The 16289-nt window shown below is 48.7% G+C and carries 10 protein-coding genes; 6 read left to right on the top strand and 4 right to left on the bottom strand.

Features of this window, described 5'->3' with window-relative positions:
- Positions 1 to 76: 76 nt before the first annotated feature.
- A complete protein-coding gene (locus BUB18_RS22670) occupies positions 77 to 3295 on the bottom strand; it encodes an AsmA family protein (RefSeq protein ID WP_073085460.1) in 3219 nt (1072 codons plus the stop codon).
- Positions 3296 to 3590: 295 nt separating this feature from the next.
- Between BUB18_RS22670 and BUB18_RS22665 the strand changes: the two genes are divergently transcribed.
- From BUB18_RS22665 to BUB18_RS22645, 5 genes are all read left to right on the top strand, one after another.
- Positions 3591 to 5831: a hypothetical protein gene (locus tag BUB18_RS22665; RefSeq protein ID WP_143160064.1), complete on the top strand. Its 2241-nt coding sequence runs from the start codon at positions 3591 to 3593 to the stop codon at positions 5829 to 5831.
- The gene (locus BUB18_RS22660; RefSeq protein ID WP_073085456.1) at positions 5828 to 6253 is read left to right on the top strand and encodes a MauE/DoxX family redox-associated membrane protein; all 426 of its coding nucleotides are present in this window, start codon (positions 5828 to 5830) and stop codon (positions 6251 to 6253) included. The genes BUB18_RS22665 and BUB18_RS22660 overlap by 4 nt, the downstream gene beginning before the upstream one ends.
- 9 nt (positions 6254 to 6262) lie before the next feature.
- Positions 6263 to 6766 carry a TlpA family protein disulfide reductase gene (locus BUB18_RS22655; protein ID WP_073085454.1) on the top strand — a complete coding sequence of 168 codons (504 nt, stop codon included), beginning with the start codon at positions 6263 to 6265 and terminating at the stop codon, positions 6764 to 6766.
- Between the two features lie 219 nt (positions 6767 to 6985).
- Complete coding sequence (locus BUB18_RS22650; protein ID WP_073085452.1) at positions 6986 to 7552, top strand: RNA polymerase sigma factor; 567 nt, start codon at positions 6986 to 6988, stop codon at positions 7550 to 7552.
- Between the two features lie 329 nt (positions 7553 to 7881).
- Positions 7882 to 10494 (top strand): glycosyl hydrolase 2 galactose-binding domain-containing protein, encoded by a 2613-nt coding sequence (locus BUB18_RS22645; RefSeq protein ID WP_083550693.1) that lies wholly within the window; start codon positions 7882 to 7884, stop codon positions 10492 to 10494.
- Positions 10495 to 10538: 44 nt separating this feature from the next.
- Here the strand turns inward: BUB18_RS22645 and BUB18_RS22640 are convergent, their stop codons facing one another.
- From BUB18_RS22640 to BUB18_RS22630, 3 genes are all read right to left on the bottom strand, one after another.
- Positions 10539 to 11324, bottom strand: a complete 786-nt coding sequence (locus BUB18_RS22640) for a hypothetical protein (RefSeq protein WP_073085448.1) — start codon at positions 11322 to 11324, stop codon at positions 10539 to 10541.
- Positions 11325 to 11487: 163 nt separating this feature from the next.
- Entirely contained in the window at positions 11488 to 13416 is a 1929-nt protein-coding gene (locus tag BUB18_RS22635; protein ID WP_073085446.1) for a gamma-glutamyltransferase family protein, read from the bottom strand.
- Positions 13417 to 13580: 164 nt separating this feature from the next.
- Positions 13581 to 13823 (bottom strand): hypothetical protein, encoded by a 243-nt coding sequence (locus tag BUB18_RS22630; protein WP_073085444.1) that lies wholly within the window; start codon positions 13821 to 13823, stop codon positions 13581 to 13583.
- 220 nt (positions 13824 to 14043) lie between these two features.
- Between BUB18_RS22630 and BUB18_RS22625 the strand changes: the two genes are divergently transcribed.
- Positions 14044 to 16287 (top strand): hypothetical protein, encoded by a 2244-nt coding sequence (locus tag BUB18_RS22625; RefSeq protein ID WP_143160063.1) that lies wholly within the window; start codon positions 14044 to 14046, stop codon positions 16285 to 16287.
- Positions 16288 to 16289 lie beyond the last annotated feature (2 nt).

The raw sequence follows: 16289 nt of genomic DNA, 5'->3' as shown, positions 1-16289 counted from the left end.
AGATAGTAAGATATACTAATCTACCTATACCTGCTGCGGAAATGCGGCATTTTTTACGGATGCTTATCTAGTGGCGTTATTTCTTCTTTTTACCCAATGAGATATTATATTTCTCCGGCGTGCCTGAAATGCTCAGGTTCATGAACCGGCCTTTTTTGCTCTTATCAGCGCTTTCGATGGCATCTACCTGGTCGGCCTCCACTTCTTCCTGCTTGCGGCCAAATAATGCCTGCCAGCCTACCTGTGTAACCATCTTCATCGGTACGCGGATCTGGTAATTCATCCTCGTGTCCAGTGATTGCTTGCCGCTCATTTCAATATAACCGATGGACGTATTGATACTCATATTTGGTATATCAAGTGTGGCGGCTGCAAAGCTCAGCTTATTCCGCAGGGTGTCGAAGCGGATCATGCGCAGGTTCTTATCTTTGAAGTAGGTCGCCATGGCCTGCATCGGCGCAAAGTCGATCAACGCCCCGTTGTGAATTTCTATGTCCATCGATGCGCGGGTGGAGTCCAGCATCGGGGTCATGTCCGGATGCAGCTTAATAAAACTGCGGATACGTCCGGTGAGCCGGCCATTCAGGTTTTTATTCAGGATCATATCCTGTCCGAAGTTGTCGAACTTCAGCAGCATTTTGCTGAGGTCCACTGTATCCAGCGTAATGCTGCTGGCAAAGAAGAGCCGCTTGGGATCAGCCACATTCAGCACACCCCGCATACCTATATGCCCTTTGGCCATCAGTACGTCGATGGTATCTATCTTTACTTTCTGGTCCTCCTGCATATGGATACCGGCTTTCAGGTTGCGCAGCCAGAGCTTGTGATAACGGATCTTGCCTACATCAGCGGTTACATCAAAGTTGCTGAATTTGATTTTGAAGATGTTAAAGCCGGAGTTGTGAATACTGTCGTTTTCCCGCCTGGTGGTGGTTTTTAGAGGGGCATTCACATCTTCCTCCGGATGTTCGCTGAAATCGTAGTTCATCATCTCATCAATGTTGAGATAGTTGGATTTTATGGCGAAGAGGTTGTTGCGTTTATTGCCTTTACGGTCGGGCCCTGCGTAGAGGTGCAGGTTGATGTCAAAATCACTGCTGCCCACTTTTCCTGTGAGGGTGTCTACTACCAGGTATTTGTTAGTACCATATCGCACGCGGCCTTTGATATTTTCAATCTTAATCGGGTGCTCTTTCAATGAGCCGGAAATATTGGCGATATGTGCATCTACGCGTTTGAAGGTAGTGTCGTAACGCATTTTCAGGCGTGCCCGCAGCCACAGGTTATTGGCCTGTTCATACCAGTAGCCTTTGGGTACAAACTGGCGGCCGCGGGTGCTGATCAGGTCATTTACTGCCAGCCGGTCCGACTTCAGGTCAAACGCCAGTTCCGTATGCCCTTTCTTGATTTTATCGAACCAGAGGTTATAGTTGGTAAGGCGGCCTTTGAAAGCAATATTGCTGCTGTCGATATTGCCGGAAAAGTTTTTCACCAGCAGCATGGTATCAGCAATGGTTACATCGGCGGCAAAGTGATGGAAGCTGTGCGGGTAGCGTTTGAAGCTGGATTTGAATTCCTCGATCCTGAAGCTGCCTTTGGGCAATGGGTTAGGGTGGAGGAGCTCCTGTACGCTGGTTTCCAGGGCTACTGCCAGCCGGAAGCCCGTGATCATTTCTTCCCTTAATTTTTTATGAGTGGAATCTGCCAGCAGCAGTTCCGCAGGTAAAATTTTGTTGGAGTTCACCTGGAAGGTTACTTTCACAGGTTTACTTTGTTTATGGAAGATGGCGGGTAAATCGCTGAGGGAACCGCTGGCTGCCAGGTCACTCTCACCGATGCGAAAATTGAGGGTGTCGAGCGTTAATCTGCCCTGGGCTACCTGTGCATGAATATTGACGTTGCGTACCGGCAGCGGATAATTTGGGATACGGAAGGCGAGGTTGGTAACTGTCAACTCACTCTGTACGCCTTCTTTGAGTTTGGCCAGGCTCTGTTCCGGTATCTGCATATCGGCCAGCTCCCGGAAGTTCATGTTCAGGCGGATGTCTCCTTCAATCTGTTCCAGGTCCTTGATGCCAAGGAATTCCCCAACAAAGCGGATATTCAATTCTGAATATACCTGCATGATGATATGGGGATCAGTAAAGTCCTTGACCATGAAGTTACCTTTAAACACGCCTTTACCCGGTTTGGCTACCATGTCGAGCAGGTGCAGTTCAGAAGTTTTCATTGAGTGTCCGGTACCGTTAGTGTAGTACCCGCGGAAGCCGAGGGAGTCCAGCTTTTTATTGGCGCTGGTATTTTCGAACCACACATTTTCGCAACCGAAGTTGACGGTGATGGCAGGCATTTGGTGTTCGCTGACCGGACCTTTGATGACGCCATCAAAAAATATTCTGCCATCGCGGCGGTAATGCGTCATCTTATCTGCTACATCTGCCGGTACAAGCGCAAAGAGCAGGTTCAGGTCGGGGCGGTCACCTTTTACCTGGAGATCTACTACCGGTGTGCTTTTCAGGTTAGCGTTCCCTTTTATATCCAGGCTGGCATTTTCCAGTTTTATATTGGCCTTTTCCAGTTGCAGGAAAGCCTTGTTCATATCATAATCGCCTGCAAGGGAGAGGGCCACATGCTTGTTTCTGAAGAGTGTTGTATCCGTTTTTCCGGTAATATCCAGCAGCAGCTTACCATCCAGCCTGAGTGCCATATGGTTTTTTTGCATACTGAATCCGGTGGTGATCTTATCCAGCCGGGTGGCCACGTTCATGCCGCTGGCATCATCATGGTAGGTTACATGAATATTTTTCAGGATAATTTTTTTCAGGTCGAGGGTTAAGTCCTCTTCGGCAGTCGTATCGGCCGGGGAGGGTGTTGCCTTTGGCAGCGTGTGTGCTTCCACGATATCAAAGGTACCGTTGGCAGCCCTCCGGACGTGCACTTTAGCGGTGTTTACCACCAGGATACGCACTTTATATTGTTGCTTTAAAATGTCGGGTAAACTAAAGCCCACAAACAATTTCTCTACTTCATACATAGGTGCTTTGTCCATTTTCTTGCTGGCATAAAACTTCACATCGTGTAATACGATGGAGATATATGGAAAATGTGCAAAGGGATTGATACTACTGTTGCCCAGTACCAGTTCACCGGTAAACTGTTTGTTCAGTTCTTTAACAGCCAGTTGGGTCAGCCGCTGTTGTTGGCTATAGAGTATTCCTGCTGCGATAACAATGATCAGTAAAAATGCCCCTAAAGTGATTCCCGCTATTCTTAAAATTTTCTTGCCTTTTTTCATGATATGGCCTTACATCCGGCGGTAAAAATATAAAATTTTTGTATGTGTAAGCAGGGTATGCTGCATCCGATAATGTTAAAATTATGCAATAATCCGGGGATTTGGCGGCTGCGTTCCCGTTGCAGACCATGATTTTATATTGCATAACCCTGTTGGGCCTCAAAATACACCGAACATCCTGAAAGGGGATTTAACTGCTGCCGGCGTGTATGGATGGCCCTTAAGAACAGCAGCATATGCCAATAAATAAAGCGTGTAATCATTATTCGTCATAAGCCTTACCATCTTTATCCCCATGAGTAAAAAAGCATTCATGTCCGACACCGGCCCTGTTATGGACCCAAACACATTAGTTCCGGATCACCCTACGGATGGCGCAGCAGCAGAGAGCTCCGGGCTCACACCGGATTACCTGTTTCACAGGCAGCGATTTTTCAAATATCCGTTACAGTTAACTGCCCTCAATTTACAACAGGTAGGGCTGTGGAGAGCAATCCTGTGGCTGTTCTCCTGGCTGAAAGTGGCTATCCTGCCGCATCGTAAGCCTGTAAACCTGGAAAGAGCGCTTCGTTACAGTGTAGGTAAATATGGCTACCAGGAGTTCTACAAAGCTTATTCAAAAAAAATAAATGGCCGGGAGGCCAAAGCAGTGCTGCTGGAGCGATTACCGGAAAACCGGCAGTTGATTACGGTAAGTGTGCTGTTGAAGAAGCTCTCCCTTCTCCATAAAAAAACAGGAGAGTGGAAGCCACTGTTCCTGAAGGACTGTAACATCGCCGTTACAGATCCTACGGTGGCCGCAGCCGACCTGGAAATACGCAATGATACCATTACGGGAAATGTATGGGTGTCGCTGCACTACTATTCCAATCCACCGGAAAATGGCTGGCAGCGCCCCGATGAGGACTTTCAGCAACAGGCCGTACAGGAGCTGGAAAAAATCGGGATTGCGGCAGTAGCCAATGTGCTGGATGTAATGGTGGAGCGACAGGAAATTATTGTGGCGGATCATTTCAACTTTACGCTGGAGCAGCTGAAAGATAAAAATTATGATACGGCCTCCCTGGCAACCTATGTATTTAAAAATCCTGCCAACAGGTGGTTTGTTATTGCAGCTATCCTGCTGATGGCGGTACAGTTTACCGTGTTTAAGTACCTATATCCCTTTGCACAGTTTATCAACGGGGATTCGTATGCTTACCTGGATTCTGCCTACAGGAACCTGGATACATCCACTTACCCGATTGGCTATCCGAAGTTTTTGCGTTTGTTCAGCATATTCTCCAAGTCGGATACCCTGCTGGTAACATTCCAGTATTGCTGCCTGGAGGCAAGCCTGCTGGCGCTAACGTTCACGCTGTTTTATTTCCTGAAACCAGCGAAGGCAACGAAAATTGTGCTGTTTCTGTTTGTGCTGGTCAATCCTGTACTGCTGTACCTGAGTAACTATGTATCCAGTGATACCATGTTCCTCGCTTTAAGTCTTACCTGGTTTACACTGTTGTTCTGGATCATGTACCGGCCTACGCCTAAACTGATTTTCTGGCATGCGGTTGTATTGTTTGTGGCTTTCACCATGCGCTACAACGCCCTGTTTTATCCAATGATAGCCTTCTTTGGATTTATGCTGGCGCGCAGGCGCATCTGGCTGAAGATGGTGGGACTGGCATTTGCGCTGCTGCTGATCGGATTGTTTGTTCAGTTTAACAGAACAAAATACAAGGAGCTGACAGGTGTAAGTCAGTTTAGTCCGTTTACCGGCTGGCAGATGGCCAATAATGCGATGTACGCTTACCGGTATGTAGATAGTGCGCATCGTAAACCGGTGCCTAAAAAGTTACAGCCATTGGATCAGCGGGTAAGGGAGTTTTACGACAGTACCCGTGATACACGCAGGTTTCCGGCGGAAATGATAAAGGCCAGCACCGTGTATATGTGGACCCGCACCGCACCATTGCAAACGTTTATGCGGGCACAGTTTAAAAATACGAAAGACAGTGCCAACCAGCATAAAATGTGGGCCAGTATGGGCCCGTTGTATAATGAGTATGGAAGGGAGATCATCAAAATGTATCCGATGGAGTTTACAGAATACTATCTGTGGCCCAATTTCCTGAAATATTATACGCCGCCTGTGGAATTTTTGGAGAAGTATAACATGGGAGTGGATAGTGTGACCGAAGTAGCAAAGGTCTGGTTTAATTACAAGAGCAGGAAGGTAACCACCCGCTTAAAATCTTTTAAGGTGCCTATTCTGGATTATTATCCCATCATGGTAGGAGTATTCAGTGTGCTGTTTTTGTTTGGTTGTATTTCATTAGTAGTGCTGGGAGCGCATAAGAAACCTATTATGCTGAAAGCTATGCTGCTGGCGTTTGCCCTGTGGCTGGTAAATATGGGATTCAGCGTGTTTGCCTCACCGATTGCCCTGCGATTCCAACTGTTTCCGATTCTTGTTTCGGCGGCCTTTACCATCCTGGTGATTGGCTTTATCGCCGAAGCTGCTTTTGACAATAAACAAAAAGAAACTACATGAAAAAAAACTGGTTTGTAGAAATCGTTGCCTTCCTGATTGCCGCCTTGTTTATTTACACCGGCATCATGAAATTCAGAGAACATGACGTATTCCGTTTTGCGATCGGGAATACGCCGGTATTGAAACCGATATCGTCCGTACTGGCCTGGGGCCTTCCTGCGCTGGAGCTGGTGATAGCGGTGCTGTTGCTGGTGCCGGCATTGCGTCGCAAAGGATTGTATGCGGCCTTTGGGTTAATGATCGCATTCACCGTTTACATCGCGGCTAACCTGATATTTGCCTCCAAGCTGCCCTGCAACTGCGGGGGGGTATTGCAGCAGATGACATGGCCGCAGCACCTCGTGTTTAATATTGTTGTAACAGCTGCTGCCGGATTGGCCCTGGTGTGGGAAAAACAAGCCACCAATAAGGTAGCCATTTAAACAGGATATATGAAGAAATTAATCACCCTGGTTGCATTGATAGCATTCCTTACCGGTTGCTTCGATGCGCCACCGCCGCCGCCGTTTATTTCCGGCAAAGAAGGGGAGAAGCTGCAGCCCTGGTCGTTCCTTAAAACGGACAGTACCTACGGTACCATTGATACCGCCTCCGGTAACCCTGCCATCGTGTTCTATACCACTTACACCTGCCCCTACTGTAAGGCAGAGCTGGAAGCGCTGCTGAAAAAGTCAGACAGCCTCGGCAAAACGCATGTGTATGTGGTGACGAATGCGAATTTTGAGGAGATAAAGCAGTACTCGAAAGACTTTGAGCTGGACAAATACCAGCAAAACTTCTCCTATGGTATCGATACGGGGTATGCGATATTGAAATACTTTGGTATTCATGGAGTGCCGTTTATTGCTGTGTACAACCGCCATCATGTGCTCAAACAGGCGTTCAACGGTGTTACCGAAACGAAAAAGCTCAGGGAAGTGGCTGCCGAAAATTAACAAATGGGAAATTGTTAATCATTACTTTACGATTCCGGATTCACAATTGATTAACAATTTTTTGCTTCGCAGTTCGGAAAAATAATTCGATACTTGTATTACCAACGCAGTTGGGGACCATTCGAAAGAATGTTACTGCGTTGGTGATACATGACCGGTTTTTAAACAGGTTTTCCAGGAAGGTAAGAGTTAGGGGTAACCTTATCCAAAACCTCCGCAATGGCAAACCAGTACAAATTATTCAACCAAGCATCGAATGACCACCTGGCAGATTTTTTTCAATGTAACCGGGAAGCTGCCATCAAAGAACTGTACAACGCACATTACAAACAATTAATTACGCTCGCGAATGGGATTCTGCACGACAGATGTCTGGCAGAAGATGTGGTGCAGAATACTTTTATCACCATCTGGAATAAAAGAGCCAATCTGCCCGTACCCATTAACCTCAAAGGCTACCTCGTAGTTTGCGTGAAGCGTAAAGCATATGACGCCATCAAGAAAGAAAAGAAAAGAATGGAACAACCCATTCCGGACTATGAAGATGAAAGAATGGCTGGTATGCGGCAACGTGGAATAGAGGACAAGGAAATATATTCCGGCATCCTCAAAGCAATGAAGTGCATCCCGCCCAAACAACGTAAAGTGTTTGAGCAACGTTACCTGCACGATCTTTCCAGCAGGGAAATCATGGCTAACAACCACCTGTCCGCACAAACCATCAAAAATCATATGCATACCTGTATGCGTATCATGCGTAAGAAGCTAAAACACCACTATAGCTGATATTACTAAAGAGTCTTGTGACCTGTGGTCACTAGAGAGCAACTACAATCTACATATCTCCTTCAACGAGTGAGGTTGTATCAAAAGTAATTTATCTGGCAGTACACACCCCCGCGTAACCACGCGGCACCTATCCGGATGATGCCTGTGCATCATTTCATAAGCTGAGCTGATCGCACGGCCAATGGATAGAAAAGGGGGAGTACATCAGATCGTTACTTTTGATACAACCTCTTTTTTTATTCATCCCCGGCAACCCCATCCCCGGCGCTGTCCCGACCCTCGTGCTTTCGATTCCCTTACTACTCAAAAGCCATTTAACTATGCAGATGAAATTATTGATCCTCTCTATTGTCGTATCCTCCTGTAGCCTGGCCAACACGGCCTGTGCACAGTCAGCCTGGAAAGCACAGTCCATCCCCGTTACCACCCGATGGACAGCCGCCGTATCCCCGCAAAATGCATTGCCGGAATATCCCAGGCCACAAATGGTACGCCCACAATGGCAAAACCTCAATGGCCTCTGGGATTACGCCATCACCGCCAAAGATGCCGCCGCACCCACCACCTATAAAGGGAAAATATTAGTGCCCTACCCACTGGAATCCGCCCTCTCAGGGGTGAAGAAATCGCTGACACCAGAGCAGAAACTATGGTATAGCCGCACTATCAAAAAACCGGCAACAGAAACGGCCACCCGCTACCTCCTGCATTTCGGAGCCGTGGACTGGCAGGCAACCGTATATCTCAACGGAAAAAAAATAGGCGACCATGAAGGCGGATACCAGGCCTTTACCATCGATATCACCGCCCATTTTAAACCGGGTGATAACCACCTCGTGGTAGGCGTGTGGGACCCGTCCGACCAGGGCAACAACCCCCGCGGTAAACAAGTGCTGCAGCCACGCGGCATCATGTATACCTCCACCAGCGGCATCTGGCAAACCGTGTGGCTCGAAGCCGTGCCGGAAAAATATATTGATGACCTCAAAATCACACCGGCACAAAATAGTGTAACCGTTGCCGTTAGCACAAATAATAATGAACATCTGACAACAGAAGTAGTAGCCCTTACCGGCGGCACACCCGTAGCCTCCGCCAAAGGTAAAGCAGGAGAACCCCTGCTGCTCAGCATCCCCAACGCACATCAGTGGAGCCCCGACGATCCCTTCCTGTACGACCTCTCCATCAAACTCTACCAGGACGGGCAACTGCTCGATTCCGTTACCTCCTACACCGGCATCCGTACCATCTCCATACAAAAAGATGAAAAAGGACAGGAACGAATTTTCCTGAACGGAATATATACCTATAACCTCGGCGTGCTGGACCAGGGATTCTGGCCGGACGGACTCTATACCGCACCCACCGATGAAGCCCTGCGCTTCGATATCCTGGCCATCAAGTCCATGGGATTTAACACCATCCGCAAACATATTAAAATTGAACCCGCACGCTGGTACTACCACTGCGATAAACTCGGTATGCTCGTATGGCAGGATATGGTTACCTGCGCTAATGAATCGCCCGCGGCGCGACTCATCTTCGAAAAAGAAAACAAGGAAAACCTGGCCCTCCTGCATAATTATCCCAGCATAGTGTGCTGGGTGCTGTTTAATGAAGGCTGGGCAAAGTTCGATCAGGAGCGACTTACAGAATGGATGAAAACAACGGACCCGAGTCGCATTATCAACGGTCACTCCGGCGAAAACTACGATCGCCGCGCAGTCACCAATCCCAATGATCGCTGGAAATCCAGCGACCTCACTGATATCCACGATTATCCGGGGCCGGGTATTGCGCCGGCCATGCCTGGAAAAGCCCGCGTACTGGGCGAATGGGGTGGGGTACAGGTGCGCGTCCTAAATCACCAGTGGAATGGATCAGAAGGATGGGGGTATGTTTCTGTACCGCCGGCACAATTCGCTGAAAAGTATGAATTCATGATGAAGCACCTCAAAATTTATGAAGAAGAAGGCCTCAGTGGCTCCATCTATACGGAACCTTTTGATGTGGAAATAGAAGAGAACGGACTGATGACCTATGACAGAGAAATAATTAAAATTCCGGTGGAAAAAATCCGCGCGATCCATAGTCGGATTATTCCGGCTACCTCCGCACTGGCAGCGGATTTCAAAATTCGTGATATGGATACCACTAATCCGGATAACCGCTACGCCGGCCTGCTGGAAACCTATCGTAAAGGGAAAAAAGATTCACTCTTCCTGAAAGATCTGGCCCTGATGGCGGTGCGACTCAACGACCTTACCAATGCGCAATTGATTGCGACAGATTATTATAAATACATGAAGCCGCCTTTCACGAGGTCGGAATGGATTTTTATTTTCAACATGACTAATAGTGTGAAGGATAAAGGCTTTGAGTTCATCCGGAAATACAAGGACGCTGCCAATAAAAACATGGGCACCCGCCAGGCAGATCAGAAGCTGATGACGATTATTTACAATGATGAAATCAGCCCGGAAATCAGCAGCACTAAGCTTTACCCCGACTGGAACAATATGTTTACCCGTACCAAGCAGTACGGGCCTGCGGGAGAAGAGATTTATATGCGGGCAAAAACATTATACCACTATAACAACAAAGAGTGGGATAAATTTGCCCCCTGCGTAACGCAATATATCGGCAAATATGCGGCTTCATTGTCGCCCGAGGAATTGAACCGGTACGCTATCACCGTATTTTACCGGTATACCGATACCTCGCTGCTGATGACGGCTTCCGGATGGTCGCAGCTGTCGCTCAAGCAGGGAGAGCGCTCGTCATTGTTATTTACCCGCGCTAACCTGCTGTACAAAGCCGGCAGAAAGCAGGAAGCAATCACCATACAGGAACGGGCGCTCACACTGGCGCCCGAAGCGGACCGGAAAAATTATGAAGCCGTATTGGCAAAAATGAAACGTAATGAGGCTACCTGGTAATTTTTTTTCGGGAGATGTAAGTTATGCCTTGCAATGCCCAGCCGTTAAAACTGCAGGTTGATCCCTGAAAACAACTGGATCGAAGGTTGTCCTGTACCATAATGCGCCACGGTAAACTGAGGTTCGAGAAATAAATTAAAAACTGTTTTACCAGCTTTCACTACTTGTCCAATACCTACACCTAAAGGAATATTATAGACATCTGTTTCAAGGTTAAAGTTCCACAATGCAGTGGAGCGTAAGTAGGTTCCTTTACCTAATTGCAGGAGCACAAAGGGTTGCATTTGCAGGCTGGAAACTTCAGATCGGTCTTCCTGCCCGGCAATGGAGGCCTGATAGGTAATGAGTGAGCCTAGTTGCAGGGTAGGTGAGGCTGTACTGAATATAATGATGGCACCGCCTAACTGCCATTTGCCGCTACCGGTGTAATAATTATTTGCCGTAGGAATACTAACCTGTGGGCCCGCACCAATCAACAGTTTGGAGGTGGGCTTGGAAAAGGTATACGTTGCAAAAAAGTTCAGATCTCCCAGGCCTGAAGCGTATTTTACACCGGATGCATCTGCACCGGTAGGCACGGTATTTACCGGCATGGTAAAGCGTGTGAGGATTTTACCATTGGCGAGTGGTACGGCAAAACGCACGAGAAAGGTGTTGGCTCTCAGGTCCGAGCTTTCGTAAATATTAGGAACGTAATAGTTCTGGAAGTTCAGGGCTTTGGCATTGGCCAGCGGGTTATTGGCCTTTTGCATTTCTTCTTCGCTGAGCTGCTGCTGGGCAGCTACTTGTGTGGAAACTCCTATCAGTAACAGGAATAGCAATTTTTTCATACAGTAGTTTTTAGTGAATGAACTGCTATGAAAATTGCTTTTGTTTTGCCCGGGAAAAGGATTTTTTCTATTAACAGCGAGGGGGCTGAAAATGTTTGAAGAAGCGCAGGTGGGTCATCTCTTTGTGAGGATGCCCTTATGACATCCTCACAAAGATGATCTGCTACCAGCCTATACCATAGTCTTCCCCATGGTTGCTGCTGCCTCCCCATAAACTATTATGTGCCCGATCCAGGAAAATCGCATTTATAGGTCCGCTGGTGCGGTCTCCAAAGCTCAGGTGGTAGCCCATCTGCTGCAGCTGCTGCCTGGTTTTTTCCGGGGTGTTGCTGTTGAGTAATATACTTCCGGGACGTGGCTGTCTGTCTTTTACAGTGGTACCACCGAGCGACAACCACAATTGGTTGGTATTGATGTTAGCCGCTTCTGTGGCCTGTTGCACCGTCATACCAAATTCCACTACGTTCAGGAAAAACTGTAACAGGTTCTGATCCTGCGTATCACCGCCCTGTACCCCGAAGCAGAGGAAAGGTTTTCCGTCTTTCAGGGCCATGCTGGGTGTGAGTGTTACACGCGGGCGTTTGCCGGGCGCAATTACGTTAAACGGACAGATGGCGGAGTCGAGTACAAAGCTTTGTGCGCGCTGACTCATACCCACACCTGTTTTTCCTGCAATGCAGGCAGGCAGCCAGCCACCACTGGGTGTGATGCTCACTACCCAACCATCTTTATCGGCAGCTTCCACGCTGGTAGTGCCGCGCCAGAGGCGGTCCATATAGGTGCTGTCGATATCGTTGGCGGCATACAACTGTTCTGGTGAAGCTGTTGGCAGGAACGTTGCGTCATGCTTGGGAACAAAACCACCTGGCTTGCGGCCATTGGTAGTATCCATAAAGGCTGACCTCTCTTCCAGGAAATGGAGGTAGGGATTGGTTTTACCGATATATGGATACGGATCGCCGGGGCCTGCTGCCGCGTCGTTCTGCGAAGGATTGATCTGCTTTGCCCTTGCTTTTGCATAGTCCTTATTCAGCAAACCCGCGATGGCCGGGTTTTTATTGAAGGCAGGATCGCCGTAATAAAAATCACGGTCAGCAAAAGTGAGGTTCATAGTTTGGTAAATCGTATGGATATACGAAGGGGAGTTGTAGCCCATCGCTTTCAGGTCAAAATTCTCCAGGATGTTCAGGCTTTGCAGGAGCATGGGGCCTTGCGTCCATTCTTTGAGCTTATACACTTCGATGCCTTTATAATTTACGTGGAGAGGCTCTTCTTCCACCGGCTTCCAGTTGGCGAGGTCCTGCAGGGTGATGAGCCCGCCCTGTTCCTGGCAGCCACGCACAAATTCTTTGGCTATGTCGCCTTTATAAAAGCGGTCGTAAGCCGCCATGATCGCCTCTTTGCGACTCTTCTTTTTAGCCAGCGCATCCTGCTCCGCGGCTACCAGTTTCTGCAAGGTAGTCAACAGGTCTTTCTGCACAAATATTTCCCCTGCTTCCGGTGCTTCACGTGTAGCGCCGGGGTGGGTAAGGAAAACAGCTTTGCTGTAGGGCCACTGGTTGATGTATTTCTTGCCGCGTTCCATCTGGTTGGCGGTTTGGGCATCTATGGGATAGCCGGCGGCCATATCCATAGCGGGTGCCAGCACTTCCTTCAGGCTCATGGTACCGTAGTTGGCGAGCATATAGCAAAGTCCGCCAACGGTGCCTGGCGTCACTGCTGCCAGTGGTCCGTATTCCGGTGGAAAATCGTAGTCTTTGCCTTTGTAAAATTCCGGTGTAGCGCCGGTAGGAGCCACGCCCAGGGCGTTGATGGCGATAACCTTACCGGTTTTTGGATTATAGATGAGGGCCTGCGTTTCTCCTCCCCAACTCAATACGTCCCACATCGTGCAGGTGGCCGCCAGCATAGCGCAGGCAGCATCCACCGCATTCCCGTTTTGCTGAAATATCATAGCGCCCGCGGTAGCTGCGAGCGGTTTGCCGGTAACAGCCATCCAATTTTTACCATGCAACGGTGGCTTCTGTGTTTGCTGTGCACTCGCACCAGCGGCAATACCCAGCGAAAGGGCAATCGTTAATATCCGCTTCATAAATAGTTTAGAAATTGTCACCGATCAAGGTAAGAAAAAATCGGAAAATTCCAGAGGAATATGAGGAGTGGTTGCTACAAATGGGGTAATTAAGTTGACATATTCTTATACCCTGATTTTCGCCCTGCCTGTGGCAGGGTGAAAATCAGGAAGATAACCTGTTGTTATCGGTTGTTTTTTGAAGTATCTCCGGTGCCGGTGCCATACCGCGCGCTATCTTCACCCGGATTAGGTGCCCCCGGAGGCAGCTGCGCCGCAGGTGCCGTATCAGGGGTAAGTCCTCCACTGTCTATCATCGTGGAGGTGGTGTCATTGGTTTCCTGGTTGCCGGAACGGTTGTTATTACCACAAGCGGTAAAACCCAGCGCTGCTACGGCAGCCAATAATAAAAACTTGGGAACTTTCATGTCTGGATATTTTATGCGGTTAAAATTTCCAGAAAATACTGAAAAATACATGCCGGTTTATACGCTGAAATATAAGCGGATTCAGCGTTTGACGATTTCTGATACCGGTAAGGCAACATTGCAGGCTTCCATGTTGTTATTACTATCAATCCACCTGGCCTATCCAAATTCAGCAATCCATCATTCATCATTCACTTATTCCACACGCAAAAATCAGAATATGAATAAGCTATTGTGCTTAATTGCTGTTTTCGTTTTTACAGTCACCTTTAGTGCAGTGGCGCAGGATTTCGGCTGGCCGCGCCAGGTCACAAAAGATGGGGCTACCCTGGTATATTACCAGCCGCAGATCGACTCCTGGGATAACTATCGTACCCTCAAAGGCCGCATGGCATTTTCACTGACGCCTTCCAACGGCAGGCAACAGGCTGGTATTGCTTCCTTTACCGCCGGTACTGAAGTGAACAAGGATACCCGCACTGCTTATTTTAATGCCCTTAACCTGACGGATATACGATTTCCGTCGCTGGACGAAAAGGAGGTGCCTGCCATGACCACCCTCTTTAAAGAGCTGATGCCTACCAATCCCCAGCCCATCGCGGTAGATCGATTGCTGGCGGACCTCAACGGGAAAAATACCGATGTGAAGGCCGCCGCAGTTAAAAATGATCCGCCTCAGATTTTTTATAGCACCAGGCCCGCCATCCTGCTCCTGATGCAAGGGGAACCCGTGCTGAGCCCGATTGCAAAAACAGGCCTGCAATTCGTGGTAAATACTAACTGGGACTTGTTCTATGAGAAATCGAAAAAAGAATACTACCTCATGGCAGATAAGGGCTGGTATCTCTCTAAAGACATAAAAGGACCTTACACCCTTACCCGCATCCTGCCGAAAGATATGAGCAAGCTGCCCACCGGTGAAAATTTTGACGAGGTAAAAAAGATGGTGCCACCACCAGCCACCACGCAGCCGGAACAAGTATTTTTCAGTGACGGCCCTGCGGAAATGATCCTGTTTAATGGCACCCCGGTATACACCCGCATTCCAGGTACGGAGCTGCTGTATGGGGCTAATACTGATAATGATTTTTTTGTAGATAATAGTACAAAACAGTATTATGTTCTCCTGTCCGGCCGCTGGTTCAGTGCAGCAAACACTTCAGGGCCATGGGAATATGCAGGCGACAAGCTCCCGGAAGATTTTAAGAAAATTCCATCCAACAGTCCTAAATCCCGTGTACTGGCCTCTGTACCTGGAACCATCGAGGCGTCTGATGCTGTAATGCTCGCGCAGATACCCACCACTGTGAGTGTAAACAAACAGGAAGCTGCTGCCAAAGTGAGTGTTCACTATGATGGTACGCCACAGTTTAAACCAATCGAAACTACCAAGCTGGAATACGCCGTAAATACACAGGAGAAAGTGATTAAAGACGGCGACCTATACTATCTCTGCTTTCAGGGAATCTGGTTTATGTCCACCAGGCCTACCGGCCCCTGGGAAACTGCCAACTCCGTTCCACAGGAGATTTACAGCATACCTCCCAGCTCTCCGGTTTATAATGTGACTTATGTGACACAGGTGGAAACTTCCTCTACTACTGTAGAGAGCAGTTATACCGCAGGTTACCTGGGTATGTTCATCTTCGGAGCAGCGCTGGGCGCTACTATCGCCTATGGCACGGGCTGGTGGTATCCGCCTTACTTTTACTGGGGCCCGGGCATGATGTACCCGTGGTATCATCCGTGGCCAATGACCTATGGCGCCGGCGCTATTTACAACCCCTGGACGGGTGGTTTCGCCGTAGGTCGCAGTGTATACGGACCATATGCTGCCGCGGGCTCCGCAGCCTGGTACAATCCTGCTACCGGCAGGTATGGCCGCGCGGCCAGCGTACAGGGCTGGTATGGTGGTCGTACCGTGGCGCATAGCTACAACCCCTGGACGGGTGCCTATGGTGCCACCGCACAAGGCCACAATGCTTATAGCCAGTGGGGTACATCCGTAGCAGCCAAAAATGGGCATGCCATTCAAACCGGGCATGTAACCACTGCAAATGGAACTATCGCCGGGTATCGCACCCGCAGCGGGCAGAGTGGTACGGTGGTGCATGGCAATAACGGTACAGTGATTCGTGGCAATAACGGGAACGTATATGCGGGGCACGATGGAAATGTGTATCGGAAAAACGCCAACGGCAACTGGACACAGTTTAATAATGGCTCCTGGCAACACGTGAATACGCCCGATAAAAATATAAGTGGAGCTACCCGTAATAACAATATTTCAGGTGCAACCCGCAATATATCCGGCGAAACAATGCACGGCCTGGATCAATCACATTTTAACCGGCAGCGGGGAAATATGCAAACGCAGCGTTTTCAAAACTGGCAACGCAGTGGTGGCGGGTTTAATCGTGGTGGTGGCGGATTTCAGCGGGGGGGTGGCAGGTTTAGGCGATAGTG

This window comes from Chitinophaga jiangningensis (assembly GCF_900142605.1).
In the GTDB taxonomy this organism is placed as follows: Bacteria; Bacteroidota; Bacteroidia; order Chitinophagales; family Chitinophagaceae; genus Chitinophaga; species Chitinophaga jiangningensis.
The sequence above is the reverse complement of the archived record's forward strand: the minus strand, read 5'-3'. Positions and strand labels throughout refer to the sequence as shown.

Bases quoted from the DNA above. Each gene is read 5' to 3' on its own strand.
- BUB18_RS22670 (WP_073085460.1), bottom strand. From the start codon at position 3,295: ATGAAAAAAGGCAAGAAAATTTTAAGAATAGCGGGAATCACTTTAGGG.
- BUB18_RS22665 (WP_143160064.1), top strand. From the start codon at position 3,591: ATGAGTAAAAAAGCATTCATGTCCGACACCGGCCCTGTTATGGACCCA.
- BUB18_RS22660 (WP_073085456.1), top strand. From the start codon at position 5,828: ATGAAAAAAAACTGGTTTGTAGAAATCGTTGCCTTCCTGATTGCCGCC.
- BUB18_RS22655 (WP_073085454.1), top strand. From the start codon at position 6,263: ATGAAGAAATTAATCACCCTGGTTGCATTGATAGCATTCCTTACCGGT.
- BUB18_RS22650 (WP_073085452.1), top strand. From the start codon at position 6,986: ATGGCAAACCAGTACAAATTATTCAACCAAGCATCGAATGACCACCTG.
- BUB18_RS22645 (WP_083550693.1), top strand. From the start codon at position 7,882: ATGAAATTATTGATCCTCTCTATTGTCGTATCCTCCTGTAGCCTGGCC.
- BUB18_RS22640 (WP_073085448.1), bottom strand. From the start codon at position 11,324: ATGAAAAAATTGCTATTCCTGTTACTGATAGGAGTTTCCACACAAGTA.
- BUB18_RS22635 (WP_073085446.1), bottom strand. From the start codon at position 13,416: ATGAAGCGGATATTAACGATTGCCCTTTCGCTGGGTATTGCCGCTGGT.
- BUB18_RS22630 (WP_073085444.1), bottom strand. From the start codon at position 13,823: ATGAAAGTTCCCAAGTTTTTATTATTGGCTGCCGTAGCAGCGCTGGGT.
- BUB18_RS22625 (WP_143160063.1), top strand. From the start codon at position 14,044: ATGAATAAGCTATTGTGCTTAATTGCTGTTTTCGTTTTTACAGTCACC.